Below are 24359 nucleotides of genomic sequence, written 5' to 3'. Positions count from 1 at the left end.
CAATGACCTGGGTTAACGTTCACAAGCCGAATCGCGACCAGCGCGCCCGCTCTTCCAGGGCCGCCAGGCCCTCCAGCACCAAGTCCCCCGATCGGGTGGCGCTGCCGGCCAGTCCGAGGCGGGCCAGGAGGGGTCGGCGGGGCTCGGCGATCGACACGTCGGCGTCCGGGTAGCGCTTGGCGACGACGCTGCGCAGGGTGCCGACGCCGTCCACGAGCCCGAGTTCGGCGGCCTTGGCGCCGGTCCAGACCTCGCCGGAGAACAGGTCGGTGTCGGTGGCGAGCTTGCCGCCGCGGCGCTGCTTGACCCAGTCGACGAACTGGCCGTGCAGGTCCTGGTGCAGCCCGCTCAGCCACTCGACGTCCTCGGGCTTCTCCGGCTTGAACGGGTCGAGCCGGACCTTGTGCTCGCCCGCGGTGTAGACGCGGCGTTCGACGCCGTGGCGCTCCAGCAGGCCGTTGAGGCCGAACCCGGCGCTCACCACGCCGATCGAGCCGACCAGCGAGGTGCCGTGCGCGTAGATCTCGTCGGCCGCGCAGGCCAGCCAGTAGCCGCCGGACGCGGCGACGTCCTCGCAGAACGCCAGCACCGGCACCCGCTTCTTCGCGGCGAGTTCGCGGATGCGCTCGGCCACCAGCGCGGACTGCGTCGGCGCCCCGCCCGGCGAGTTGACCAGCAGCGCTACCGCGACCAGCCGGTCGTGGTCGAACGCGCGGGTGAGGGCGCTCTCGACGTTCTGGACGTTGATGGTGTTGCGCGCCATCGGCGTCGGCGTGGGCGTGATGACCCCGTGCAGGCGCACCGCGGCCACCACGGGACCGCGGTCGGCCCGGTCGGCGACGATCTTCGGCAGGCGGGCGGCGATCTTGTCGGTCACGCTCATGCCACGACCTTACGTGTGCCCAGGACCCCTGGTGGTAGAGCTAACATCGGTCGGTGACGTTCAACCCGATCCGGTGGCTGGAGCGGTACGTCGAGTGGTGGGACGAGCGGGGTCGGCGCAACGCCGACGGCCCCTCGCCCATGCACATCTACTGGATGTGGATCATCTGGGCCGTCGTCGCCGTCATGGCTTTCGCCACGCTTTCCCTCGCCGCTTCATGAGCGCGGATCACGCGCGAACGACCGGCTGCTCGGCGGTTTCGTCCAGCCTGGGCGGGACGAGCGGCAGGTTGGTGCGAACACCCGGCGCGTACTTCGGGACCTTCAGGATGATTTTCATGCCGGCGTCGGGAGCGGTTTCCACGACCAGGGCGTAGGCGTCGCCGAAGACGGCGCGCATGCGGTGGTTGATGTTGCCCAAACCGACGTGCGCGCCGGTCTGGTGGGCGTCCTTCAGGTCTTCGAAAAGGCGGTCCGGGTCCATGCCGACGCCGTCGTCCTCGACCGAGATCAGGGCTTCGGCGCCGTTGTCCTCGGCGATGATGGTGAGCAGGCCGCCGCCCGGCTTCTTCGCCAGGCCGTGCCGGACGGCGTTCTCCACCAGGGGTTGCAGGACCAGGAACGGCATCACGACCTGGAGCACCTCGGGGGCGATCTTCAGCCGGACGTTGAGCCTGGCCCCGTACCTGGCCTGCTCGATGGTCAGGTACCGGTGGATGTTGGTGAGCTCGTCCGCCAGCGTGGTGAAGAAGCCGTCCGTGCGGAAGGAGTAGCGGGTGAACTCGGCGAATTCCTGCAACAGTTCCCTCGCGTGGGCCGGGTCGGTGCGGATCAACGACGAAATGGTGTTCAGGGCGTTGTAGACGAAGTGCGGCGAGATCTGCGCGCGCAGCGCCTTCACCTCGGCTTGCGCCAGGGCTTGGCGGGACTTCTGGAGGACTTCCAGTTCCAACTGCGTGGAAACGAACCTCGCCGTCTCCTCGGCCATCCGGATCTGCCTCTTGTTCGCCACGCCGCTGACCACGATGAGCGTACCGGCGACCTCTGATTCCACGATCAGGGGAACGATCACCGCCGAGTGCAACGAACACGGCCCCGGCAGTTCGCAGTCCAATTTCCGGTGTTCGACGTGCTCCTTGTGCACTTCACCGATCGCGCGCTCGATGTAGGGCAGCAGGAACTCGTAGTGGTCGTTGGCACCCCCGTCCCACGAAAGGAGGGTGCCTTCGTCGTCGGTGATCCCGACCGCCACGCAGCGCAGCATCTCCCGCAGGTGCGGGGTGGCCTTGTCGGCGGCTTCCTGGGTCAGGCCCTCGCGCAGGTCGGCGGACGCCTTGGACATGCGGTGCAGCATGTCCATCACGGCGTCTTCCACGCTGGTGCTCACCCTGCGGGCGCGGCACAGCATCACGAAGAGGCCCAAGACGGCCAGGGTCGCGATGACACCGAGGACCGCGCGCTCGGTCAGGAGGTCACGCACGGCGTCCATGCTGTTCCGTGTCGTGCCCTCTCGGCAAGGGGGCGTCCACCGGATCGGGTAGACATCCGATGAATATCCGGTCAGAGTGAGCGCCGTGAAGAAGGTCGCCCTGTTCGCCACTTGCCTCACGGACACCTTGTTCCCGGCCACGGCCCGGGCGACCGTGCGGCTGCTGGAACGCCTCGGCTGCACCGTGGACTTCCCGCTCGACCAGACCTGCTGCGGGCAGGTGCACTTCAACACCGGCTACCGCGCGCACGCCGTTGACCTGGCCGAACGGTTCGCCTCGGTGTTCGCCGGGCAAGACGCGGTGGTGGTGCCGTCGGGGTCGTGCGCGGGCATGGTGCGGCACGTCCAGCCCGACCTCGGGACGGTCCCGCCGCCCACCTACGAGTTGTCCGAATTCCTGGTGGACGTGCTCGGCGTGACCGACGTGGGTGCATACTTCCCCCATCGGGTGACCTTCCATCCGACCTGTCACTCTCTGCGCATGCTGGGTGCGGGCGACAAGCCCCTGGCGCTGCTGCGGGAGGTTCGGGGTCTCGAACTCGTCGAGCTCCCCCAGGCCGAGCAGTGCTGCGGTTTCGGCGGCACGTTCGCGGTGAAGAACGCCGACACGTCGACGGCCATGCTCGCCGACAAGATGCGCTGCGTGCTCGACACCGGCGCGGAGGTGCTGACGGCGGGCGACAACTCGTGTCTGATGCACATCGGCGGCGGGCTGTCCCGGTTGCGCACCGGGGTACGCCCCGTCCACCTGGCCGAGATCCTGGCGAGCACCGAGGAGGAGCCGTGGGCACCCGAAACCCGGTGACCTGGCTGGGCAGTCCCGCGTTCCCGGAGGCGGCCCGCACCGCCCTCGCCGACACCCAGCTGCGGCGCAACCTGCGCAACGCCACCACGACCATCCGCGGCCGGCGCCGCGACGCGGTCGGCGAACTGCCCGACTGGGAACAGCTCCGCCGCGCCGGCGAGGCGATCAAGGACGACGTCCTGCACCACCTCGACCGCTACCTGGAGCAGCTGGAAGAGGCCGTGACCGCGCGCGGCGGGGTCGTGCACTGGGCGCGGGACGCGGCCGAGGCCAACGAGATCGTGCTGCGGCTGTGCGGCGACGCGCGCGAGGTCGTGAAGGTGAAGTCCATGGCCACGCAGGAGATCGGGCTCAACGAGGCGCTCGCGGAGGCGGGCGTCCACGCCGTCGAGACCGACCTGGCGGAGCTGATCGTGCAGCTCGGCGACGACCGGCCGTCGCACATCCTGGTGCCCGCGATCCACCGCAACCGCAGCGAGATCCGGGAGATCTTCCGCGCGGCCGGGCTCGACCCGGCCTCCGACGAGCCGCGCGTGCTCGCCGAGGCCGCGCGCGCCCACCTGCGCCGCAAGTTCCTGTCCTGCGAGGTCGCGATCTCGGGCGCCAACTTCGCCGTCGCCGGCACGGGTTCGGTGGTGGTGCTGGAGTCCGAGGGCAACGGCCGGATGTGCCTGACCCTGCCGCGCAAGCTGATCACCGTGATGGGGCTGGAGAAGGTCGTGCCGACGTGGCAGGACCTGGAGGTGTTCCTCCAGCTGCTGCCGCGTTCGTCGACGGCGGAGCGGATGAACCCGTACACGTCGGTGTGGACCGGCGTGACGCCCGGCGACGGCCCGGAGGAGTTCCACCTGGTGCTGCTGGACAACGGGCGCACCGCGACCCTCGCCGACCCGGTGGGGCGGCAGGCGCTGCGGTGCATCCGGTGTTCGGCGTGCCTCAACGTGTGCCCGGTCTACGAGCGCACCGGCGGCCAGTCGTACGGCTCGGTGTACCCGGGCCCGATCGGCGCGATTTTGACGCCGCAACTGGTCGACGACCCGCACGACAAGCAGGCCGCGTCACTGCCTTACGCGTCTTCGCTGTGCGGGGCGTGCTTCGAGGTGTGCCCGGTGCGCATCGACATCCCGTCCGTGCTCACGCACCTGCGGGCGCAGGCGGTCGAGGCCAAGGGGCGCAGCGCCGAGTCGGTGGCGATGGCCGCCGCAGCGTGGGTGTTCGCGTCGGCGTCCCGGTACGAGAAGGCGCAGAAGCTCGGCTCGCTGGCGCGCTTGTTCGCCCGCGACGGCCGCATCTCGTGGCTGCCGGGGCCGGGTGCGGCGTGGACGTCGTCCCGGGACGCGCCGGTGCCGGCCCGTGAGCCGTTCCGCGAGTGGTGGAGGAAGAACCGTGGCTAGTGCCCGTGCGGAGATCCTGGGTCGGGTGCGGGATGCGTTGCGGGACAAGCCCACTGCGCCTCCGGTGCCCCGCGACTACGTCCGTTCCGGCGAGGCTTCGGTGGAACTGCTGGCCGAACGCGTCGCCCACTACCGCGCGACCGTGCACGTGGTGGCGGAGCCCGATGTGGTGCCGCTGCTGGGGGAGTTGTTGGCGGGCAAGCGGATCGTCGTGCCGGACGGCTTGGCGTGGGACGTGCCCGGCATGACCGCCCTGCGCGACCCGCTCACCGTGGCGGAGTTGGACGCGGCGGACGGCGCGCTGACGGGGTGCGCGGTGGCCATCGCCCAGACCGGCACGATCGTCCTGGACGGCGGCCCGGGCCAGGGCAGGCGAGCGCTGACCCTGCTGCCCGACCACCACGTGTGCGTGGTGCGGGCGGACCAGATCGCCGGCACCGTCCCGGAAGCCCTCGAACGCCTGGACCCGCTCCGACCGCTGACGTTCGTCAGCGGCCCGTCCGCGACCAGCGACATCGAGCTGGACCGCGTCGAAGGCGTCCACGGCCCCCGCCGCCTGGAAGTCCTGATCATCCGCTGAGCCCGCTCACTTGAGCAGGCGCGACAGCCGCCGGTCGGCCAGGGGTTTGCCGCCGGTCTGGCAGGTCGGGCAGTACTGGAACGCCTTGTCGGCGAACGAGACCTCGCGGACCGTGTCACCGCACACCGGGCACGGCAGGCCGGTGCGGGCGTGCACCCGCAGGCCCGAGCGCTTCTCGCCCTTCAACCGGGCCGCCGACTGGCCGACCGAGCGGGCGACGGCGTCGTTGAGGACGTCCAGCATGGCGACGTGCAGGCGGTCCAGGGCGTCGGCGTCGAGCTTGCCCGCCGTGGCGTAGGGGGACAGCTTCGCGGTGTGCATGATCTCGTCGGAGTACGCGTTGCCGATGCCCGCCATGAGGGTCTGGTCGGTCAACGCGGTCTTCAGGCGTTCCGTGCGGCCCTTGAACAGCTCCTCCAGCCGCTCCCGGGACACCGACAGCGCGTCCGGACCCAGCCGGGCCACGCCGGGCACGTCGGCCGGGTCGGTGACGATCCACGCCGCCAGGCCCTTCTTCGTGCCCGCCTCGGTCAGGTCGAACCCCGGCCCCTCGCCCGGCGGACCCAGGTGCACGCGCAGCGCCAACGGCCCCTTGCCCGGCTTGGGCGGCGCCATTGACAGGGTGTCCGACCAGCGCAGCCAGCCCGCGCGGGCCAGGTGGACCACCAGGTGCAGGCCGTCGCAGTCCAGGTCCAGGTGCTTGCCGTGCCGGCCGGCGCCGGTCACGGTGCGGCCCTGCAACTCCGTCCACGGCGGGCTGAACGTCTTCAGGACCTGGAGTGACGCCACGTCCAAGCGGTGCACGACGCGCCCCACGGCGTGTTCGCGCAGGTGCTCGGCCAGCGCCTCGACCTCGGGTAGTTCCGGCACCCGACCAGTGTCACCCGAACGCCGCGATCAGTCGACCGGTTGCAGCGGGCCCTCCAGGTCGGGCAGCGAGTACATCTCGATCTTGCGCGCCACGTTCGCCATCTCGTTGCGCACGGTCAGGTAGCCGCGGACGGTGCCCACCCAGCGCTCGGGCGGCAGCTCGTCGGTCTTCTTCGACTCCGCCGCCACCAGCCACGGCCGCCGCACCGCCCACCGGGCCGGGAAGAACAGGAACAGCAGGACCAGCGCGAAGATCAGCCAGCCGGGGACGACGACCTGCTCGGGCGTCCACGCGACCAGGACCACGGCCATGACGATGATGATCGCGAGCATGAGCACGCCCGGACCCTGCCCGCCGCTGACGTCGTGCTCGAAGTCGGCGTCCTTCGCCGGGTTGCGCCACTCGATCTGGCTGCGCACCGTCCACATCCGGCCGTCCGCACCGCGCACCAGCCGCGTCATCACCGTCTCCTATGCCAGCGCCTGACCTTCAACGATCTCAACGCTACCGGCAAACCCCTGCATCCAGTGGGTGAACCGGGCGGTCGCGGTTCGTGGTCAGGTGGGCTTGAGGCTCGACGAGGTGGGGGTCAGCGTCACCGTGGTGGGTGTCACCGTCGGCGTGGGCGAGGTGGTGCTGACGAACACCGTCTTGGTCGGCTCGGCGGTGGTCGTGCTGGTGGTCACCGGCTCGCTCGGCGGGTCCTGGAACAGCCGGACGCCGCTGGAGGTCGTGGGCACCCCCGAGGGCAGCGGCACGGCCAGGACCTGTTGGGACGTCGTGGTCGGCGCCGACACGGTCTCGGTCACCACGCTGGTCACCACCCGCGTGTGGTCGACCCGGTGGACCTGCGGCGCGGACGGCGACGGCGACGGCGCGCTGGTCGCCGCACCCGTCACGGTCGCGCTCGTCGAGCACAGGGCCAGCACGTTCTCGCCGTCGGTGCCGTTGGGCCCGGACTCCACCAGCGCCGGCCCCGGACCGCCGGTGAACGCGCCCGCCAGCGCCCCGAACAGGCCCACGGCGGCGGCCGACGCGGTGGCGGCCAGCACCAGCTTCACCCGTCCGGTGAGCCACGCGGCCTTGCCCAGCACCACCGGGGCGGCCAGGGCGGTCACCGCGACCGGCACCGCGATCGAGGCCGCGTGCGCCCGCAGCGACGAGCACACCTCGGTCAGCTCGGCGTGCAGGGCGTTGCACGAGGCGCAGGTCTGGAGGTGCTTGCGGATGCGGCGCTGCTCGGCGCCCTGCACCCCGCCCGCGGTGTAGGTGCCCAGCTTCGACAGCACCGAGCTGCAGGCGCGCGGCCCGGAGTCCTCTGCCAGGTGCGCTTGGAGGTACGCGGCGCGCAGCCCCTCCCGGGCCCGGCGGGCCAGCGCGGCCATCGCGTTCGGGCTCAGGCCGAAGCTCGGGGCCACCGCGGCCGGCCGCGCGCCCTCGACCTCGACCTGCCACAGCACGCTGCGCCACCGCTCGGGCAGGCTGGTGAACGCCCGCGAGATCAGGGTGTGCTCGGCGCGCGCGGCGGTCAGGTCGGGGGACGGCTCGACCCGGCGGGACAGCTCCTCGTCCTCCACCGGCACGTCCCGGCGGCGCCCGCTCCACTCCCACGCCACCCGGCGCGCGACGGTCAGCAGGTAGGTCCGGACGTGGTCGGTCGGGCCGGTGCCGCGGCGGATCGCCTGGAGCACGCGGAAGAACGCCTCGGCGGTCAGGTCGTCGGCCTCCGCGTGTTCACGGACGTGCCGGAGGGCGAACCGACGAACGGCGTCGGCGTGTCGGCTGAACAGCTCGCCGAAGGCCGCGTCGTCGCCCGCCCTGACCCTGGCGAGCAGTTCCCGGTCGAAATCGGCATCTCCTGCCATCCCGCCCGGCACCTCCCGCCCGCCTTCAGTCGTACCCGGTCAAGATGCCACAGCCGGCTCGACCCGCCCCGAAGCGATAGCGACCCGATACCGAAGACCAGACGGTCGGCGTGGGCCGTTCGGAGCAGTCCGCGCCGCCGGCCACCGGATCGCGGTCGGTGACGAGCCGGTTACGGGAAGGCGTCAGGTGGCTGCGGAACCCGTCCCGCGGGCCGTTGCGACGAGTAGTCTCCTGCCGCGTGGTCGATTGGCGCACAAGGGCTTCCGCCCTCCTCCCCGAGCTGGGCGCCGTCATCGAGCGCGAGTCTTGGTCGTGCCACGTGTTCCTGTCGGAGCTGTGGCAGCTCGCCCTCGAGGCGCACCGGGACGACGACCGGGACACGCTGACCCGGGTGTACGGCTTCGCGCACTGGTGCTTCCAGCAGGAGCAGTTCCTGTCCAACGCGTCGGTGGTCAGCTTCTACGAGCACGTGTTCGACGAGTGGGAGCTGCGGCACCTGGTGGCGCCGTGGCTGCCGGGCGAGGTCGTGGACCGGGTCCGGCCGCTGTGGGAGTGGCGGTGGCCGGCGGAGCGGTTGGCCGAGGTCGACCGCCTGCTGGAGGGGGTTCGACCCCCCGGTCGAAACGCGGTTTGAGCCTCCTGTATAGTTCTTCGTGTCGGCGGATGTAGCGCAGTTGGTAGCGCATCACCTTGCCAAGGTGAGGGTCGCGAGTTCGAGTCTCGTCATCCGCTCGCTGCCGAAGAGGCGGGCACCCATCGGGTGCCCGCCTCTTCGCTTTCCTCCAGCGGGCGGGTTCGCGCCGGCGCCGATAGGTTTGGCCCCGAACCGGTTCCTCCCGCTGCGAACGGAGTTCCCATGTCCGCCACCCGCAAGGCGAGCACCCACTGGGAGGGCAACCTCCTCCAGGGCAACGGCACCGTGGCGCTGGAGTCGTCGGGCCTCGGCTCGTACGCGGTGTCCTGGCCCGCGCGCACGGAGACCGCGGCCGACGGCCGGACCAGCCCCGAGGAACTGATCGCCGCCGCGCACTCGGCGTGCTTCTCGATGGCGTTCTCGCACGCCCTGGACCAGGCCGGCACGCCGCCGACGCACCTGGACACGTCCGCCGAGGTGACCTTCCAGCCGGGCAAGGGGATCACCGGCGTCCACCTGACCGTGCGGGGCGCGGTGCCGGGCGTGGACGCGGACCAGTTCGCCGCCGCGGCCGAGGACGCCAAGAAGAACTGCCCGGTCAGCCAGGCGCTGGCGGGCACGACGATCACGCTGACCGCCGAACTGGCGTAGGCACGGACCGGTACCGGGCAGGTACCACGCGTACCGACCCGGTACCAAATGTGCCGAACGATTTGACCCGATTGAGTGAGGCCGGTAGTCAAGGTCAATGCTCACCGCTGCGGGTGGCCCGGCGCGACTCGCCGTCGGGGCATTGATCGGCGTCGTGATGGCCGCCCTGTTCGCCAACGGCACCACGGACGCTCCGCTGCCGCCCTCGGGCCTGCCCGCCGACGGCGCGGACATCGTCGTGGTCACCGGCGCGTCCCAGCCCGGCCGCACCACCACGACCGCCGCCACCACCACGCAGTCGTCGTCCAGCAGCGCGTCGTCCACCACCACGACGTCGTCGTCGTCGTCCGCCACGACCACCACCGAGTCGTCCGCCACGACCACCGCGGCCCCGACCACGACCACGACGAAGCCGCCGACGACCACCAGACCCCCCACCACGTCGCGGACCACGACCACCACGACGACCAAGCCCTGCGGTTTGATCTTCTGCTGATCTCCCCTACGCGCTCACGGAGCGTGGTTTGGCAGGATCGCCGCGTGACGTTCAGCCAGGATTCCCCCCAGTCCCAGCCAGGCGACGACGCACCGACCCTCCGCATCAGCCCCGTCGCGACCACCCCTCCCCCCGCCAAGCAGCAGCCCACCCCGCAGCAGCCGAAGAAGAGCACCCTGCGCCGCCTCGCGCGGCGGATCGTCGGCCCGACGATCCTGACCAAGAAGTGACCCCTCGGGGGCGGCGTCATCCCCCGGCGCCGCCCCCGGCAACGACGTACCGTGCCGAACACCTCGACCCCGCGTCCTCGACGCTTCTCCGCGGTGCTCACCTGTCGGCCGAACGGCGGCCCCCGGTAGCCTGCGGGACGGCGCGGTACGGGCGAAAGGCTCCCCGAACCCCGGTTGAGCAGTGCCGCTGTAACCGTCGACCCGTGTCCCGGCGATGCTCTCAGTGCGCCCGCACCGGTCCATACCACGTGACCGAACCGCACAGCGGCAACGACCGGATCACAAGTGACCGATCCCGGTGGGCCCACGACGGCCATGCGTCACAATGGCGCTCGCGCGCTGACACTGGAGGAGCAGGGATGTCTTGGCAAGACGAGCTGTCGGAACTCGACCGGACCTTGGCGGAGGGTCGGATCAGCGCCGACGACTACCGCCGTCGCCGGGACGAGCTGCTGGCCTCCGCGAGCAGCGGCAGCGGTCCGGCGCAGCCCCAGGGTCAGCAGGGGCAGAGCCCGTTCGCCCCGCCGTTCCGGTGGGAGGCCACCCCGCCCCAGCAGCAGCCGGCCAACCCGGACGCGACCCAGGTCGTCCAGGGCGGCAAGCCCGCCAACCCGGACGCCACCCAGGTGGTTTCGGGAGGCGTCCGCCCGCCCGTGGACTCGGACCGCACCCAGTACGTGCGCCCCGTCACGCCGCCCGGTGGCATGCCCCCGCAGCAGGCCCAGCCGGGCTGGCCGGGCGGCGCCCAGGGTGGTGCTCCCGCCGGCGGCACGCCGTGGGGCTCGGGTGACGGCTTCGGCGGGTACAGCGACCCGAACCCGTCCTGGATCGCCCAAGGGCCCGAGGTCTTCGACGAGGACAGCGGCGGCGGCAAGAAGAAGGTCATCGGCATCGTGCTGGCCGTGGTGCTGCTCGCCGGCATCGCGTTCGGCGCGTACATGATCTGGGGCCGCGACGGCTCGTCGCCCACGGCCGGCGGCGACCAGACGACCGCGCAGTCCACCACGTCGACCAGCACCACGCCGAGCGCGCCGCCGGACCCGATGCCGATCGGCAAGTTCTCCGGCAAGGTCAACCAGAACAAGAACGTCACCGCGTTCTCCGCCGTCCCGAACCTGAAGTACCTGCTGGACTCGGAAGTCCAGGCCTACACGACCGCGGGCGCGGGCAAGGCCAAGCTCGCCCAGTTCACCCTCGACGGCGGCGCGACGGGCGTGATCCTGATCGTCGAGGCCTCCGACGCCACCGCGGCCAACGCCGCCGCCACGGCGCTGCACGACATCCAGCTGGGCAACAGCATGACGCCGTTCGCGGAGGCGCCCGCCACCGTCCTGGCGGGCCAGATCGACGCCGCCAACGGCGGCAACGCGCGGGTCCGCGGCCACTACGGCAGCGAAGGCCTGATCGTCCGCGTGGACGTGGCCGCCCCGAACCTGGCCGCCGCCCAGAAGGGCTTCAAGGAAGTCCTCGACGCCCAGCTGAAGGTGCTCAAGGCCGATGGCTGACCGCCCCACCGTGACCACGTGCACCGTGGTCGCGCGCAACTACCTGCCCGCCGCACGCGTCCTCGCCGCCTCCTACCTGGCGCACCACGAGGACCACGACTTCGTCATCGCGGTGATCGACGCGCCGCGCGACTCCGGCACCACGCAGGGCCGCCTGCGCACGGTCGGCCCGGAGGCGTTCGGGATCGACCCCGAGGACTACCTCCGGATGGCGACCTCCTACAACGTCACCGAGCTGGCCACGGCCGTGAAGCCGTACCTGCTGCGGGAGCAGCGCAAGACCTCGGACGTGGTGATCTACCTCGACCCGGACATCGAGGTGTTCGCCCCGATGCCCGAGCTGGCCGAGCTGGCGTCCGCGCACGGCATCGTGCTCACGCCGCACCACCTGCGCCCGCTGCCGCGCGACGGCAAGGACCCGAGCGAAGCCGTGATCATGGGCTCGGGCATCTTCAACCTGGGCTTCGTGGCGACCGGTCCGGGTTCGGAGCCGTTCCTGGACTTCTGGGCCGAGCGGCTGCGGCACGACGCCGTGGTGGCGCCGGAGAAGCAGCTGTTCACCGACCAGCGGTGGGTGGACCAGGTGCCCGCGCTGTTCGACAACCACGTGCTGCGCGACCCCGGGTTCAACGTCGCCTATTGGAACGTGCACGAGCGCCCCGTCGCGCGGGACGCCGACGGCAACCTCACCGCGGACGGGAAACCGTTGCGGTTCTTCCACTTCTCCGGCTACCGGCCGGAGCGCCCGTGGCTGCTGTCGGTGCACACGCCGGCCAAGCCGCGCGTGGTGCTGTCCGAGCACCCGGTGGTCAAGCAGCTCTGCGACTCGTACCGGAAGTCCTTGCAGGACAACGGGTACGCCGAGTCGCTGGAGTCGATCCCGTACGGCTTCGCGAAGATGGCCGACGGCACCCGCGTCACCCCGACCGTGCGGACCCTGTTCCGCGAGGCGTGGGTGAAGGCCGAGCGCAAGGGCGACCCGCTGCCGCCGCACGCCTTCGGGCCGGACGGTGGCCGGGCGCTGCGCGAGTGGCTGGCCGGACCGCCGGACGACGCCCCCGCGGGCACCGTGCTCAACCGCCTCACCGCCGCCGTGTGGGAGGGCCGGCCGGACCTGAAGACCGCGTTCCCGCGCCCGCACGGCCGCGACGCCAAGCCGTTCCGGGCGTGGTGCCAGACCTCGGGGGTCACCGAGGAGTCGCTGCCGGACTGGGCGCTGCCCCGCGAGCCGGTCGACCCGGCCGAGCCGGGTGACGAGTTCGGCGTCAACGTCGTCGGCTACCTGACCGCGGAGCTGGGCGTCGGCGAGCTGGGCCGGATCGCGCACGACGCGATCGCCCGCGCCGGCGTGCCGATCAGCTCCGTGGTCGAGGACCGGCTGGTGTCCAGCCGCACCGGCATGCCGGAGCCGGGCACCAAGGGCGACCCGCACTACCCGATCACGCTGCTGTGCGTGAACGCCGACCAGACGCAGGCCGTGCTGGAGAACCGGCCGCACGTCGGCCACCACCGGTACCGGATCGGCCTGTGGGCGTGGGAGCTGGAGGAGTTCCCGGGCTGGATGCACTCGGCGTTCCACCTCGTCGACGAGGTGTGGACGATCAGCGAGTTCTGCCGCGAGGCGATCGCCAAGCACACCGACAAGCCGGTGAAGGCGATCCCGATGCCGGTGCGCGACCCGGGCGAGGTCGACCGCCCGGCCCGCAAGCCCGGTGACCCGGTCCGGTTCCTGTTCGCGTTCGACTTCCTGAGCATCGGCGAGCGCAAGAACCCCTGGGGCGTGCTGGAAGCGTTCCAGCGCGCGTTCCCGGGCCGCGACGACGTCCGCCTGGTGATCAAGGCGATCAACGGCAACAAGCGCCCGGACGTGGCCGAGCGGCTGCGGGTCCGCGCGATGGAGGACCCGCGGGTCGAGCTGGTCGAGAAGTACCTGACCGTGCAGGAGCTGAACGACCTGTACGCGTCGAGCATGGCCTACGTGTCGCTGCACCGCAGCGAGGGCTTCGGCCTGACCGTGGCCGAGGCGATGGCCCGCGCCATGCCGGTGATCTCCACCGACTACTCCAGCACCGCGGAGTTCGTGGACGCCACGACCGGCTGGCCGATCCCGTACGAGCTGGTCCCGGTCGGCAAGGGCAACGACCCGTACGAGGCGACCTCGCTGTGGGCCGACCCCGACCTGGACGCGGCGGCGCGCGCCATGCGGGAGGTCGCCGACGACCCGGCCGAGGCGGACCGGCGCGGCCGCGCGGCCCGCGAGCACATCCTGCGCACCCGCTCGATGGCGAACTGCGCCGAGTGGATGCGCGAGCAGCTCAAGCTCGCCTACGACAAGCGCACCACCGCCCGCGCGGGCGTGGCGCCGGCCGCCGGGGTGAACAACCCGCTGCGCCCGCTGCACGACTCCCGCCAGGCCCTGCTGTGGCGCGCCGACGCGGGCACCGCGTCCCGCACGCCCCTCGCGCCCGCGCTGCGCAAGGCCGTGCTGCGCGCGATCGACCACTACGACGTCCACCAGCGCCGGGTGATGGGCGCGATCGTGGACGGCGTGGAGGGCACGCTCAGCGACGTGGTCGCCCGCCTGTCCGCGCTGGAGACCGCGCAGCAGGCGGCCCGCTACGCCGACAACGGCGTGCGCACCCGCCTCGCCGCGGTCGAGGGCAAGGTCAAGGACCTGGACGGCGTCGAGGAGGCGCTGTCGGGCCTGGAGCGCAAGCTCGACGGCAGCCTGGACCGGCTGACCGCGCGCCTGGACGAGGGCGAGCGCAAGTCCTTCGACATGTTCGTGGAACGCGACCGCGCCCACGACGCCCGCGACCAGCGGATCGCCGACCTGACCCGGGACCTCGCGGCGGTGCGCGACGCGGCGCGGCTCAAGCACGCCCCAGTGCCCGCAGGCGCGGACGTCGTGGTGTGCGACGCCGGCGCATTGCTGCTGCCCGTGGACCGCGTGATGCTGCCGTGGCTCGCCTACTACCGCAGCTGGGAGCAGTCCGAGGCCGACCTGATGGCCGAACTCGTCGGCAACGGCACGTTCCTGGACGTCGGCGCCCACGTGGGCTACCACTCGCTGCGCCTGCTCCAGCGCTCGTCGGGCGTCGCGTCCGTGGTCGCGGTCGAGGCCAACCCGGTGAACGCCGACTACCTGCGCCGCAACGTGGCCGCGAACCTCCCGCCGGCGGCGGCGGACCTGGTGACGGTCCTCCCGATCGCCGCGTGGGACACCGACACCGAGATCCGCCTGGTGCCTGAGGGCGACAACAGCGGCGACCACCGCGCCCACGAGCTGTCCGACGGCACGGCGGGCGGCGTCGTCGTCCCGGCGGTGCGCCTGGACGGCCGTCCGGAACTCCAGGACCGCCGGGTCTCCCTGGTGAAGGTCGACCTCCAGGGCCGCGACCACCGGGCCATCGCCGGCCTGACCGCGATCCTCGACCGCGACCGGCCGCACGTGGTGTGCGAGTTCGCGCCGGACGCGATCGCGGAACTGGGCGACGACCCGACCGAGGTCCTGCTGGGCTACCGCAAGCTCGGCTACGCCCCGGCCCCGGTCCTCGAAGGTGGCCCGGTGTCCGGCGACCACGCCGACGAGGACCTCGTCGCCATCGCCAACGAGTCGGGGACGAAGTTCGTCACACTGTGGCTTCGCCCACTCTGATCAGCAGAAACGTGTAACGCGCGCCGTCGGGATCGCGACAATCCCGACGGCGCCGGTTTCCGCGTGCGCCTTGATCTGGTCCTGAGGGGGGTCGAGTGGCGGACGAACGCGCCTCGAAGCTGAGTTCGCTGCTCGTCGTCGTCGTGCTCGCGGCGGTGTGCGTCAGCGCGTGGGCGGTGTGGGGCAAGCCGGTGCCGGCGAGCGCGTGGAACGTGGCACCGACCGGTGAGGCCGGCCGGATGGCCGACGACCCGCTGGTGCTGGCCCTCGGCGACTTCCACGCGCACCCCGGGGTGGACGCCGGCGTCCGCGCCCTCCCCGACCTGGTCCGGCTGGAATTCCTGCACGAGGCGGAGATCGCGATCCTGACCGAGGAGGGCGCCGGTCCCGCGCGGCTCACGATGGGCTCCGACCTGCCGCAGGGACGGGTGATCGCCGCCGTGGTCCGGATGGCCGACCCGGACGCCGCGCGCCGGGCCGCCGACCGCCTGGACGAGGTGCAGCTCCGGTGGGGCTTGGAGCGCAGGCCCGCCGTGCACGGCGTGACCAGGGCGGTGTCGACGCCCGCCGGGTCCGAGGAGCCGACCCGGCCGACCGCTCGCGCGCACTACTCGAACGGCGACCTGCTGGTGCGGCTGCAGTGGGACGCCAAGTCCCCGGACGGCCTGGCCGCGTTCGACGGGCTGCTCGAGCGGCAGACGAAGGCGTTGCCCGCCCATGGCTGAGACCGCCACCCCCACCCGCGCCCCGGCGCTCACCACGCCCGGCCTCCGCGTCGCCACCGCGGCCGGCGTGTGCCTGGTCGCCTACAGCTACCTGGCCGGCCTGTGGCCGAGCCGCCATGGTTCGACTCCCGAGTTCGTCGCGGTCGTGCGGGCCTGGCTGAACAAGCCGACCGGGCTCGGCGAGGACTTCGGGTACCTGGGCACCGCCCTGCTGGTGCTGATCGCCGGGTACGCGATCACCGGCGCCCTGTGCACCGGCCGGCGTGCCCTCCTGGTCCGGGCGGCCGTGCCGCTGGTGGCCGCGGCTGCCCTCGGCGGCGTGCTGTTCCTGGTCGGGGCGCAACCCCTGGTGGACGTCGCGGTGGCCGCACCCGTCGGGGCGGTCCTGCTGTTCACCGCGCTGACCGCGGCGGTGCTGCCGCTGCTGCGCGTGCACCCGGTGCTGGCCGTGTTCGTGCTGCTGGAAGTCGCCTGCGTGATCGCCCTGGTGGGTGGGTGGCTGGGCGGTGACGGCGGGTCCGCGGCGGCGCGCGCGGCCGGTGCGGCGGCGGCACTCGTGCCGCTGCTCGCGTTCGGCCAGCTCTCTTGGTTGTTCCGGGCGAACCGGCTGCCCGCCGCGCACGGGGTCGCGCTCGGCGTGCTGTGCCTGGCCCTCACCGTGCCCTCGGACTTGCTGTTCCCGGAGTACACCGGGTTCTGGCGCCCGCTCGGCGGGGTGGTGGCGGCCCTGCTGTTCCTGATCGCCCTGCCGCGCGGCGAGGCGTTCGCCGCCACCCGGCCGGTTCGGTGGGTGGCCGATCGCGCGTGGCCGCTGGCCCTGGCGGTGCCCGTCGTCGGGTACCCGGTGCTGGGCCTGCTCGCCGCGCTGCCGTTCGCGCTCGCGCTGCCGGTCGCCGTGGCCGCCACCGGCGCGGCCGCCGAAGCTCTGCACCGGAGGGTGGGGTGGTCGGCGTGACCGCGACCGCGGAGCGGCCCGTGACCGCCGCGCGCAAGGACAACTACATGCACGGCCTCGACCTGCTGCGGGTCGTCGGGTCGTGCGCGGTGGTGCTGACCCACCTGATCGCGTGGTTCCGCGTCTACGACCGGGACCTGTGGCTGGTCTCGTGGACCGAGCACGCCATCGTGCGACCGCTGCACATCAACGAGGACATGCACTTCCTCGGCGTCGCGATCTTCCTGGTGGTCAGCGGCGTGGTGGTCACGCACGTGGCCGACCGCGAGGCGCCCGGGCAGTTCCTCCGCCGGCGGGTCGTCCGGCTGATCCCGCTGCTGTGGGCGGTCACGCTGGTCTCCTGGATCGCCCTCAAGCTGGGCGCCCACTACTCGACGGTCGAGCCGGCCGCCGCGGGCATCGGCGACCTGTTCAGCAACATGGTCCTCGCCGCGTTCTTCATCAAACCGCCGGTGATCCTGATCGGCGTGACCTGGACGCTGCTGATCCAGGTCGGCTTCTACGCCTACGTGGCCGCCACCATCCCGGTGCTGCGCCGCAAGCCCTGGATCCCGCCGCTGGCCGCCGCGCCCCTGTGCTTCGTGGTCATCCTGTCCACCTTCGACCTCGAGGTCCCCGCGCTCGGCCAGATCGGCGGCCTGATCGGCTACCTGCCGCTGCTGTGCATCGGGCAGTTGGTGTCCCTGGTGCACTCCCGCAAGATCAGCCCCCTGGTGGGCACCGCGATCGGCGCCGCGCACTTCGCCGTGGTCGTGTGGGTGGACAAGCTGTACCGCTACGCGGGGATGGGCGAAGCGATCCCGCGCACCCTGTTGATCGCGATCCTGCTCACGGTGCTCCTGGTGCGGATGGACGGTCCGGTGTGCCGGTCGGCGTTCATCAAGAACTGGGCCAAGCGGACCTATGCGGTCTACCTGGTGCACATGCTCGCCATGTACCCGCTCTTCCAACTGCTGTTGCCGCACGTCGACGGCACCCTGCTGGTCGTGCTCGGGCTGGTGTCGGTCGCCCTGCTGACCGAGGTGATGCACCGGTTCGTGGAAGCGCCGGCCGACCGCGCGATCCGCAAGTGGGAGCGCCGCCACCGCGAGCGGCGGGAGGCCGGCCGAGTGGGCTAGGTCCGAATCGGCCAAGCGTCCGAGTCCGTTCCGTTACGCTCCGGTGCTGACAGTCACTCGGGGGCGACTGGAGAGGGGCGGACCCCTGGACGCCGAGCAGAAGACGCGCATCGCGTTCATCGACATCGGCCGCGCCGTGGCGGCTCTCCTCGTCTTCTACAGCCACATCGCGGAGCAGTGGGTCGCCAAGCGCGAGGTCGGCCCGACGCCGGTCATCGACGCCGTCGACTCGGTCAGCAGCGACGCGATGCACATGGGCGCGCAGGGCATCGGCCAGATCGGCGTGCCGTTCTTCTTCCTGGTCAGCGGGTTCGTGGTGACGCCGATCGCGATGCGCATGGGGCAGCGGCGGTTCGCGGTGAACCGGCTCATCCGGGTCTACATCCCGATGTTCTTCGTGGTGCTGCTGACCGCGCTGGCGCTGTGGCTGGGCGTCGAGCCGCTGACCGGGCAGCGGCCGGAGCTGTCCTGGTGGACGATCCTGACCAACATGCTGGTGATCAACTACGTGATCGTCCCGCAGGTGGCGCTGGTCGGCGTCGCGTGGACGCTGATCGTGGAACTGATCTTCTACGCGCTGCTGGTGCTGCTGCTGCCCGTGCTGCGGCGGTGGGTGTGGTTCGCGATCCTGGTCCAGCTCACCCTGGTGTTCGTCGTGCTGATGAGCGCGCGGGAGTTCGGGACGTCGTGGTTCCTGTTCTCGGTGAACGTGTCCTACCTGCCGATCCCGATCCTGGGCATGATCGTCTGGGCGACGACCGCCAAACGCATCCCGCTGTGGCTGGGCGGTGTCCTCGGCGGCCTGGCCTGGGTGCTCTACGTGTTCGCCGACGAGCCGGACATGGGCCGCCTCGACCGGTCCTACAGCCTGGCCCTGGCCTGCGCCGTGCTGTTCTTCCTGCTGGGGATGTTCGCCGAGCCGAAGCTCAAGGAGCGCCGGATCTGGGTGGCGCTGTCCGAGCGCAGCTACTCGATCTACCTCCTGCACGGGCTGGTGGCGTTCGCGACCCTGGACCTGCTGCGGCCGGCCGTGCCGCTGGCGCTGGCGATCCCGGTGGCGGTCGCGGCGACGTTCGGCGCGGTCGAGGTCAGCTACCGGTTCGTGGAACGGCCGAGCCACGTGCTGGCCCGCAAGCTGTCCCGACCGAGGCCTGCGGCGCCCCGGCCCGAGGCGGTGGCGCGCGAGGTCGAGCGGGGACTGGCCGAACTGCGGGCGGAGCAGGCCAAGGCCGCCGAACGGCGCGACAACCGGACCGGGGAAGACCGGACCGAGGTCCACGAGGCCCGGGTGGAGGTCCGCGACGACCCGGTCGAGTGGCCGGACCACGACGACGCTCGCGAGCGTCCGGTCGCCCGCGCGGTGGCGCTGGACGAGGCCCCGGAGGAACGCACCGACGAGATCCGGGGACCCCGCCGCGTCGCCCCGCCGGTCGAGCACCCGACGCAGGTCATCGACGCGGTGGTGGAGCCGCCGGAGCCCCGAAGACGGCGCCGCAACGACGGCAACGCCACCGTGACGGTCCAGTCCCTGCTCGCGGAGCGGGCCCGGGAGAACCGGGACCGCCGCTAGCGCCGCGGCTTCGCGGCCAGTTCCGCCGAGATCGCCTCGACGGCGGCGGGCCGGAACATCGGGTACACGCCGCCGACCAGGTTGCGCTCGGCGGCGATCACGACGACGACGTCGGTCTCGGCGAGCAGCCGGCCCAGGGCGTGCGGGTCCTTGGCGGCGCCCTCGACGTGCTGGATGCGGACGTCGGTGAACGCCGCCGCCACGTAGGGCGCCGAGTAGTAGCCGAACGAGTCGCCCACCACGCCGGCCTTCATGGACAGCACGCCGCGCCCCGGGTCCTGGGTGAGGTGCTTGGGGTCGCGGTCGCCGAACGGGGGCGGCATGACGCGGCCGTTGTCGCCGTCCGGCGCGATGGAGAAGTTCGGGACCGGGTCGGTGGTCTGGCGGCCGAGCAGCGCCGACAGGTCGCCCGGCCGGTCGTGCGTGGCCACCTGCTTGGTCTGCCACGTCTTCGTGGTGCCCGGCTCGACCGCCTCGGCGACCGCTTCGGCCACCACGAGGCTGCCGTCGTGCGTCCAGTGGCTGTCGGTCTTGGAGTACGCCGACCGGCCCTCGCGCTTCTCCGCCTCGCGCAGCCCCGGCCGCAGGTCGAGCGTGCTCGGGTTGGTGACGATGTCCCGCCAGAACTGGTCGCGCGCGGTCTGGGCGCAGTCCTTGCCGAAGTAGCGGGAAGGCAGGTAGTCGGCGACCATCGTGCTCTTGTTCGGCGCGACGGCGAGGATGAACTTCCGGCCGGACGCCTCGACCGCCGTGCGCAGCTGCTCGATGCGGGCGAGCGTGTCCGCCTGCGGCACGAGCGGCCGGCACGCGTGCTTGACGTCCGAGCCGAGGAACAGCCAGTCGTCCTTGCCCTCCACGACCGGGACGAACGCGGTCGGCTCCGGCTTGTCCAGGGACGGGTCCTTGGGCGGGGTCGTCTGGACCGGGCCCACCGGGCCCTGGGGGCGCTCGAACTTCGGTGCCTCGCCGAAGATGCCGCGACTGATCCCATCGGCCGCGGCCACCGCGCGGTCGCGGAGGGGGAGGTGGTCGCTTGCCCACTTCTCCAGGCCCGTGAAGAAGCCCCAGCCGTCGGTGATCGACGGGAACTCGGCCAGCTTGCGGTTCTCGAACTCGGCGGGGCGCAGGCCGACCGCGAGCATGGCCAGGGGCAGGAAGAAGTACAGGACCGCGGCGTAGCGCGCCGTGCGCTGGCGGGCGCTGTGCCGCGGCCGGTACAGGGCGTGTTCGACGGGCAGGAAGGACTCGGGCAGGGCCGGGAGGGACGTCGTGGTCCGCTTCGAGGACTCCGCCTGGTCGGTGCTCACCCCGTGAGGGTAATGGGGCGCGGTCACGGGGTGAGCCGGTTTCGCCGCGGGGCGGCCCGGGTCACGCCAGGCCGGCCTTGCGGGACTCCACCTCGATGTCGTTCTCGACCATCATCGCGACGAGGCCGTCGAAGTCGACCTCGGGCTTCCAGCCCAGCTTCTCGTGCGCCTTGGTGGCGTCGCCGACCAGCAGGTCGACCTCGGCCGGGCGGAAGAAGCGCGGGTCCTGGGTGACGTGCTTCTCCCAGTCCTCGATGCCGGCGTGGGTGAACGCGGCGGCCACGAAGTCGCGGACGCGGTGGGTCTTGCCGGTGGCGATGACGAAGTCGTCGGGCTCGTCCTGCTGCAGCATCTGCCACATGGCCTGCACGTAGTCACCGGCGAAGCCCCAGTCGCGGCGCGGCTCCAGGTCGCCCAGCACGAGGGTGTCCTGCAGGCCCAGCTTGATGCGCGCGACCGCGTTGGTGATCTTGCGGGTCACGAACTCCAGGCCGCGGCGCGGGGACTCGTGGTTGAACAGGATGCCGGAGCAGGCGTAGAGGCCGTAGCTGTCCCGGTAGTTGACCGTGATGTCGTGGCCGAACACCTTGGCCACGCCGTAGGGCGAGCGCGGGTAGAACGGGGTGGTCTCGCGCTGCGGGGTCTCGCGGACCTTGCCGAACATCTCCGAGCTGGACGCCTGGTAGAAGCGGATCGGGTTGTTCTGGCTGCCGCCCGCCATGCGGATGGCCTCGAGCATCCGCAGGACGCCCAGGCCGGTGACGTTCGCGGTCAGCTCGGCCTGCTTGAAGCTCAGCGCCACGAACGAGATGGCCGCGAGGTTGTAGACCTCGTCGGGCTGGGTCTGCTCCAGCGCCGCGACCAGGCTCGGGAGGTCCTGCAGGTCGCCGGACACCAGCTCGACGAACGGCAACTCCTGCTGGATGAGTTCGACCCGGGGGTTGTTCTGCCCCTTGACCAGGCCGAACACCTCGTAGCCCTTGCTGTTGAGCAGCTCGGCGAGATACCTGCCGTCTTGACCGGTGATACCGGTGATCAATGCACGCGCCACCGCGCAAGGATGCCACGCGCGGCCGGCCCGCTTACCCGCGCCCCCTCACCCGATGCGGCGGATTCGCCGAGGTAGGGGTTGGATCATGGCCCGCCGCGGCAACCCCCGCGCCATGCGCGGCGTCTGTAGAGGTGACCCCGAACCACCCGATGAACCCGGAGAGCGGCCATGTGGTTCGCTGTGAGCCTGGTCACTTTGGGAGCGGTCGCATTTTCCGTGCGAACCGTTCGGGTGCTGCGGTCCGTACAGAAAACCGACCGGAGCCACCCGCCCATTGGGACAACAACGTCCACCTAGGCCCTATGGGGGATTGTGCGAATGCCGTACGATCTTTTTCGGGTCGCACGACCTGTGCCTGCTAGGGGACCTCACAACAGAGGTAGGTGCGTCATGGATCTCGCACTGAGCAAGGTGATCGAGCTGCGCGAGAGCGGTTTCCAGTTCCTCCACCTCCGGGACGAGGACGGGCAGCTCGATCGCATCATGGCGTTCAAGCAGCGCAGAGGGTTCATCGACTCGATCCTGTTCTGGTCCGAGACCGAGGCCCGCGCGGGGCGTCTACCTGCGGTTCGGGACTCGACGCGGGGCGCGCAGGCGGTCTGGATCTACGAGGGTCCGCTCGTGGAGGCGGTCGACCGGCTGCTCGACCTGCCGGAGCCGGGCACGCGCAACGCGCCGACGCTGATGAAGCGGACGGCGTCCGACCTGGCCGTCGTCACAACGCTGCCGTTCAAGCTGAAGTTGCCCCCGGGCGCCATCGCCTAGGCAGCACGCAACAGTTGCGCAGCCCCGCGTGGAGAACGCGGGGCTCTTCGTCGTGGTGACTGAGCGTACATTTTCGTGGACTTTCGCTTGCCTTGCGTGACGAGAATATGCACCCTTTCACTGCGCACAAGACAATGTTGCGTCCGACGCGACCAATACGCCCGGTTACCGCGGCGATAACAATTGCTCATACCATCCGGTTATGCCCTGCGCGGTGTCACCAATCCGGATTCGTAGGCGAGCACGACCAGCTGCGCCCGGTCCCGGGCGCCCAGTTTCGTCATCACCCGGGACACGTGCGTGCGCGCCGTCGCGGGGCTGATGACCAGGTGATCGGCGATCTCCTCGTTCGACAGCCCGCCCGCGACCAGGACCAGCACCTCCCGCTCGCGGGCGGTCAGCTCGCGCAGCGCGGCCGGGTCGGGGCGGCGGTGCTCGGGCCGGGCGGCGAACTCCTCGACGAGGCGCCTGGTCACGCTCGGGGCCAGCAGGGCGTCACCCTCCGCGACGACGCGGAGGGCGTGCAGCAGCTCGACCGGGTCGGTGTCCTTGAGCAGGAACCCGGACGCGCCGCCCTTGAGCGCCTCGAAGACGTACTCGTCCACGTTGAACGTGGTCAGCACGAGGACCTTCACGTCCGGCAGCTCGGCCTTCACCTGCCGGGTGGCGGCCAAGCCGTCGGTGCCGGGCATCCGGATGTCCATCACCACCACGTCCGGGTGGTGCTCATGCGCGAGCCGGACCGCCTCCGCCCCGTCGCCCGCCTCGCCGACCACCTCGAACCCGTCCTCGGTGTCCAGCAGCAGCCGGAAACCCGCCCGGACCAGCACCTGGTCGTCGGCCAGCAGCACCCTGATCACGACTGCCCTCCCACGGCAGAACCGCACGGACCTCGAACCCGCCCTCCGGGTGGGGACCGGCGTCGAACCGGCCGCCCAGCGCCTCCACCCGTTCCCGCATGCCCCGCAGCCCGGTGCCCGCGCCCTGCCGACCGCCCGGCGCGCCCGACCCGTCGTCGCGGACGGACAGGGTCAACGCGTCGTCGGACCGGGTGAACGTGATCGTCACGGCCGTGGCGTCGGGCGCGTAGCGCAGGGCGTTGGTCAGCGACTCCTGCACCACCCGGTACGCGGCGGCGTCGACCGGCACGGGCAGCTCGCCCGGCTCGCCGACCACGCGCGCCTTGGGCACCGGCCCGACCAGCTCGTCGAGCCTGGCCAGCGACGGCACGGGGGCGGTGCCCTCGCCGGTGCGCAGGACGCCCAGGGTCGCGCGGAGGTCCTCCAGCGCGTGGCCGGACGCCTCCTTGATCGCCTTGAGCGCCTTCACGGCCTCCTCCGGGCGCCGGTCGGCGACGTGCGCCGCGACCCCGGCCTGGACGTTGATCATGGCGAGGCTGTGCGCGACCACGTCGTGCACCTCGCGCGCGATGCGCAACCGCTCTTCCTCCACCTGGCGGTCCCGGCGCTCGGCGTTGCGGACCCGGCCCAGGGACATCAGCGCGATCGCCGGCGCGGCGATGAGCGGACCCCAGTGCCCGGTCACGTAGTACAGCCACGTGGACGCCCCGGTCACGGCCACCACCGCGATCGGGAAGCGGCGACGCAGGAGCAGCGGCACGAACGTCGCCGCGAACCAGACCCACGCCAGCCAATCCACGAGCCGACCGTACGGGAGGGAGACCGCCCGGGACATCGGTCCGCAGGCGGGCGTCCGGCATACGTCAGCCGACGTACGCGCCACCGGGACGGGTGAAGAAATCCACTCGCTGGAGTTAGCGAGCTTGAACCGGACACCCGAACTACGA

At 71.7% G+C, this 24359-nt stretch carries 24 protein-coding genes and 1 tRNA gene; 16 read left to right on the top strand and 9 right to left on the bottom strand.

All coding sequences use genetic code 11. From position 1 onward, the window contains the following. Window positions 1-19 precede the first annotated feature (19 nt). Window positions 20-883 (bottom strand): S49 family peptidase, encoded by an 864-nt coding sequence (locus RIN75_RS02590; protein ID WP_309110090.1) that lies wholly within the window; start codon window positions 881-883, stop codon window positions 20-22. 53 nt (window positions 884-936) lie between these two features. Here RIN75_RS02590 and RIN75_RS02585 point away from each other — a divergent pair, with 53 nt between their 5' ends. Next, window positions 937-1104: a hypothetical protein gene (locus tag RIN75_RS02585; protein ID WP_309110089.1), complete on the top strand. Its 168-nt coding sequence runs from the start codon at window positions 937-939 to the stop codon at window positions 1102-1104. Window positions 1105-1111: 7 nt separating this feature from the next. Here the strand turns inward: RIN75_RS02585 and RIN75_RS02580 are convergent, their stop codons facing one another. Further along, entirely contained in the window at window positions 1112-2371 is a 1260-nt protein-coding gene (locus RIN75_RS02580; RefSeq protein ID WP_309110088.1) for a histidine kinase, read from the bottom strand. 85 nt (window positions 2372-2456) lie between these two features. Between RIN75_RS02580 and RIN75_RS02575 the strand changes: the two genes are divergently transcribed. The 3 genes from RIN75_RS02575 to RIN75_RS02565 are packed head-to-tail and all read left to right on the top strand — an operon-like array spanning window position 2457 to window position 5150. Further along, window positions 2457-3176 carry a (Fe-S)-binding protein gene (locus RIN75_RS02575; protein ID WP_375295891.1) on the top strand — a complete coding sequence of 240 codons (720 nt, stop codon included), beginning with the start codon at window positions 2457-2459 and terminating at the stop codon, window positions 3174-3176. Next, window positions 3155-4570 (top strand): LutB/LldF family L-lactate oxidation iron-sulfur protein, encoded by a 1416-nt coding sequence (locus RIN75_RS02570; protein ID WP_309110086.1) that lies wholly within the window; start codon window positions 3155-3157, stop codon window positions 4568-4570. The genes RIN75_RS02575 and RIN75_RS02570 overlap by 22 nt, the downstream gene beginning before the upstream one ends. After that, entirely contained in the window at window positions 4563-5150 is a 588-nt protein-coding gene (locus tag RIN75_RS02565) for a lactate utilization protein C (RefSeq protein WP_309110085.1), read from the top strand. The genes RIN75_RS02570 and RIN75_RS02565 overlap by 8 nt, the downstream gene beginning before the upstream one ends. Window positions 5151-5156: 6 nt before the next feature. On the opposite strand, the gene RIN75_RS02560 is transcribed toward RIN75_RS02565, so the two are convergent. The 3 genes from RIN75_RS02560 to RIN75_RS02550 form a co-directional block, all read right to left on the bottom strand. Then, window positions 5157-6020 (bottom strand): DNA-formamidopyrimidine glycosylase family protein, encoded by an 864-nt coding sequence (locus tag RIN75_RS02560; RefSeq protein WP_309110084.1) that lies wholly within the window; start codon window positions 6018-6020, stop codon window positions 5157-5159. A gap of 27 nt (window positions 6021-6047) precedes the next feature. Further along, a complete protein-coding gene (locus tag RIN75_RS02555; protein WP_309110083.1) occupies window positions 6048-6482 on the bottom strand; it encodes a DUF983 domain-containing protein in 435 nt (144 codons plus the stop codon). A gap of 96 nt (window positions 6483-6578) precedes the next feature. Further along, a complete protein-coding gene (locus tag RIN75_RS02550) occupies window positions 6579-7886 on the bottom strand; it encodes a sigma-70 family RNA polymerase sigma factor (protein WP_309110082.1) in 1308 nt (435 codons plus the stop codon). A 239-nt stretch (window positions 7887-8125) separates the two neighbouring features. Between RIN75_RS02550 and RIN75_RS02545 the strand changes: the two genes are divergently transcribed. From RIN75_RS02545 to RIN75_RS02495, 11 genes are all read left to right on the top strand, one after another. Further along, window positions 8126-8521: a hypothetical protein gene (locus tag RIN75_RS02545; protein WP_309110081.1), complete on the top strand. Its 396-nt coding sequence runs from the start codon at window positions 8126-8128 to the stop codon at window positions 8519-8521. 25 nt (window positions 8522-8546) lie between these two features. After that, window positions 8547-8619 (top strand) — tRNA-Gly (locus tag RIN75_RS02540). Window positions 8620-8743: 124 nt separating this feature from the next. Beyond that, complete coding sequence (locus tag RIN75_RS02535) at window positions 8744-9172, top strand: OsmC family protein (RefSeq protein ID WP_309110080.1); 429 nt, start codon at window positions 8744-8746, stop codon at window positions 9170-9172. A 97-nt stretch (window positions 9173-9269) separates the two neighbouring features. Then, complete coding sequence (locus tag RIN75_RS02530) at window positions 9270-9668, top strand: hypothetical protein (RefSeq protein WP_309110079.1); 399 nt, start codon at window positions 9270-9272, stop codon at window positions 9666-9668. A gap of 44 nt (window positions 9669-9712) precedes the next feature. Beyond that, window positions 9713-9898 carry a hypothetical protein gene (locus RIN75_RS02525; protein WP_309110078.1) on the top strand — a complete coding sequence of 62 codons (186 nt, stop codon included), beginning with the start codon at window positions 9713-9715 and terminating at the stop codon, window positions 9896-9898. 359 nt (window positions 9899-10257) lie between these two features. After that, window positions 10258-11403, top strand: a complete 1146-nt coding sequence (locus RIN75_RS02520; protein WP_309110077.1) for a hypothetical protein — start codon at window positions 10258-10260, stop codon at window positions 11401-11403. Further along, on the top strand, window positions 11396-15061 hold the full coding sequence (locus tag RIN75_RS02515; protein ID WP_309110076.1) for an FkbM family methyltransferase: 3666 nt from the start codon (window positions 11396-11398) through the stop codon (window positions 15059-15061). The genes RIN75_RS02520 and RIN75_RS02515 overlap by 8 nt, the downstream gene beginning before the upstream one ends. A 95-nt stretch (window positions 15062-15156) precedes the next feature. Then, window positions 15157-15786, top strand: coding sequence for a hypothetical protein (locus RIN75_RS02510; protein WP_309110075.1), 630 nt, complete (start codon window positions 15157-15159; stop codon window positions 15784-15786). Next, window positions 15779-16741 (top strand): hypothetical protein, encoded by a 963-nt coding sequence (locus tag RIN75_RS02505; protein ID WP_309110074.1) that lies wholly within the window; start codon window positions 15779-15781, stop codon window positions 16739-16741. Before RIN75_RS02510 ends, RIN75_RS02505 begins: the two co-directional genes overlap by 8 nt. Then, complete coding sequence (locus RIN75_RS02500) at window positions 16738-17859, top strand: acyltransferase (protein ID WP_309110073.1); 1122 nt, start codon at window positions 16738-16740, stop codon at window positions 17857-17859. The genes RIN75_RS02505 and RIN75_RS02500 overlap by 4 nt, the downstream gene beginning before the upstream one ends. A 43-nt stretch (window positions 17860-17902) precedes the next feature. Continuing rightward, window positions 17903-19429, top strand: coding sequence for an acyltransferase (locus tag RIN75_RS02495; protein ID WP_309110072.1), 1527 nt, complete (start codon window positions 17903-17905; stop codon window positions 19427-19429). On the opposite strand, the gene RIN75_RS02490 is transcribed toward RIN75_RS02495, so the two are convergent. Then, window positions 19426-20736, bottom strand: coding sequence for a hypothetical protein (locus RIN75_RS02490; protein ID WP_309110071.1), 1311 nt, complete (start codon window positions 20734-20736; stop codon window positions 19426-19428). The two genes, RIN75_RS02495 and RIN75_RS02490, sit on opposite strands and share 4 nt — an antisense overlap. A 61-nt stretch (window positions 20737-20797) precedes the next feature. Then, window positions 20798-21787 carry a GDP-mannose 4,6-dehydratase gene (gene gmd, locus RIN75_RS02485; protein WP_309110070.1) on the bottom strand — a complete coding sequence of 330 codons (990 nt, stop codon included), beginning with the start codon at window positions 21785-21787 and terminating at the stop codon, window positions 20798-20800. Between the two features lie 390 nt (window positions 21788-22177). Here gmd and RIN75_RS02480 point away from each other — a divergent pair, with 390 nt between their 5' ends. Continuing rightward, on the top strand, window positions 22178-22552 hold the full coding sequence (locus tag RIN75_RS02480) for a hypothetical protein (RefSeq protein ID WP_309110069.1): 375 nt from the start codon (window positions 22178-22180) through the stop codon (window positions 22550-22552). A 200-nt stretch (window positions 22553-22752) separates the two neighbouring features. Here RIN75_RS02480 and RIN75_RS02475 read toward each other — a convergent pair whose 3' ends face one another. Beyond that, window positions 22753-23397, bottom strand: a complete 645-nt coding sequence (locus RIN75_RS02475; RefSeq protein ID WP_309110430.1) for a response regulator transcription factor — start codon at window positions 23395-23397, stop codon at window positions 22753-22755. After that, entirely contained in the window at window positions 23279-24211 is a 933-nt protein-coding gene (locus tag RIN75_RS02470; RefSeq protein WP_309110068.1) for a sensor histidine kinase, read from the bottom strand. The genes RIN75_RS02475 and RIN75_RS02470 overlap by 119 nt, the downstream gene beginning before the upstream one ends. Window positions 24212-24359 lie beyond the last annotated feature (148 nt).

This window comes from Saccharothrix sp. (assembly GCF_031180885.1).
Classification (GTDB): Bacteria; Actinomycetota; Actinomycetes; order Mycobacteriales; family Pseudonocardiaceae; genus Actinosynnema.
Note: the sequence above shows the minus strand (reverse complement) of the source record. Positions and strands in the feature narration are given on the sequence as shown.

Excerpts from the sequence above, each read along its gene's own strand:
- RIN75_RS02590 (WP_309110090.1), bottom strand. The coding sequence starts at position 883 with ATGAGCGTGACCGACAAGATCGCCGCCCGCCTGCCGAAGATCGTCGCC.
- RIN75_RS02580 (WP_309110088.1), bottom strand. The coding sequence starts at position 2,371 with ATGGACGCCGTGCGTGACCTCCTGACCGAGCGCGCGGTCCTCGGTGTC.
- RIN75_RS02555 (WP_309110083.1), bottom strand. The coding sequence starts at position 6,482 with ATGACGCGGCTGGTGCGCGGTGCGGACGGCCGGATGTGGACGGTGCGC.
- RIN75_RS02550 (WP_309110082.1), bottom strand. The coding sequence starts at position 7,886 with ATGGCAGGAGATGCCGATTTCGACCGGGAACTGCTCGCCAGGGTCAGG.
- RIN75_RS02535 (WP_309110080.1), top strand. The coding sequence starts at position 8,744 with ATGTCCGCCACCCGCAAGGCGAGCACCCACTGGGAGGGCAACCTCCTC.
- RIN75_RS02530 (WP_309110079.1), top strand. The coding sequence starts at position 9,270 with ATGCTCACCGCTGCGGGTGGCCCGGCGCGACTCGCCGTCGGGGCATTG.
- RIN75_RS02520 (WP_309110077.1), top strand. The coding sequence starts at position 10,258 with ATGTCTTGGCAAGACGAGCTGTCGGAACTCGACCGGACCTTGGCGGAG.
- RIN75_RS02515 (WP_309110076.1), top strand. The coding sequence starts at position 11,396 with ATGGCTGACCGCCCCACCGTGACCACGTGCACCGTGGTCGCGCGCAAC.
- RIN75_RS02505 (WP_309110074.1), top strand. The coding sequence starts at position 15,779 with ATGGCTGAGACCGCCACCCCCACCCGCGCCCCGGCGCTCACCACGCCC.
- RIN75_RS02480 (WP_309110069.1), top strand. The coding sequence starts at position 22,178 with ATGGATCTCGCACTGAGCAAGGTGATCGAGCTGCGCGAGAGCGGTTTC.